Here is a 668-nt window from a genome sequence, read left to right on the forward strand (position 1 = left end):
CTAGATGCTAGATGCTAGGTTGGTGTTGTTGGAGTGGTAAAAAGTTCAGGCGATAAAAAACGGAGCCTTGAGGGCTCCGCTTCTTATCGTATTCGGTAATTAAAAATTAACGAGCACGGAAGACGATGCGGCCTTTAGAAAGGTCGTATGGAGTCATCTCAACAGTTACTTTATCACCAGTAAGAATACGGATGTAGTTCTTACGCATTTTACCAGAGATGTGTGCTGTCACTACGTGACCGTTTTCAAGCTCAACACGGAACATTGTGTTTGGTAGAGTATCAAGGACAGTGCCTTGCATCTCGATTACGTCTTCTTTAGCCATCTAATCCTCTTTCGAAATTTGGCGGTTTTCAACGGCTTGATTGTGCCGTTAAAATCAAAATATGTAAAGTTGTCGCGTATTCTACCCTCGCCACCGCTGATTTACTAGCCTTTGATGACGTTGAAATCGTACTTTATAGTTCATCGCAGGGCATTCATCGATTTGATAACCCAAATATAACCATTGTTTTTGTTCTTTCTGGGCATGTTGGATCTGGAATAGAACGCCAAGAGTTCCCATGGAAATGTCGATATCAGGGTCGAAGAAGGTATAAAACGCGCTCGTACAGTGAGACATGATGTCTGTAACGGCAATGCCGACTAACTGCCCCTCATCATAGACT

Annotated in this window: 1 protein-coding gene and 1 pseudogene; both read right to left on the minus strand. The window is 43.0% G+C overall.

The window, feature by feature from the left end:
* Positions 1–106: 106 nt before the first annotated feature.
* Positions 107–325: a translation initiation factor IF-1 gene (gene infA / locus AB4496_RS17080; protein ID WP_001040192.1), complete on the minus strand. Its 219-nt coding sequence runs from the start codon at positions 323–325 to the stop codon at positions 107–109.
* Positions 326–406: 81 nt separating this feature from the next.
* A pseudogene (locus tag AB4496_RS17085) lies at positions 407–668 on the minus strand (arginyltransferase); the annotation flags it as partial.

This window comes from Vibrio sp. 10N.222.46.A1 (genome assembly GCF_041473595.1).
Classification (GTDB): domain Bacteria; phylum Pseudomonadota; class Gammaproteobacteria; order Enterobacterales; family Vibrionaceae; genus Vibrio; species Vibrio tasmaniensis_A.

Bases quoted from the DNA above. Each gene is read 5' to 3' on its own strand.
- infA (WP_001040192.1), bottom strand. From the start codon at position 325: ATGGCTAAAGAAGACGTAATCGAGATGCAAGGCACTGTCCTTGATACT.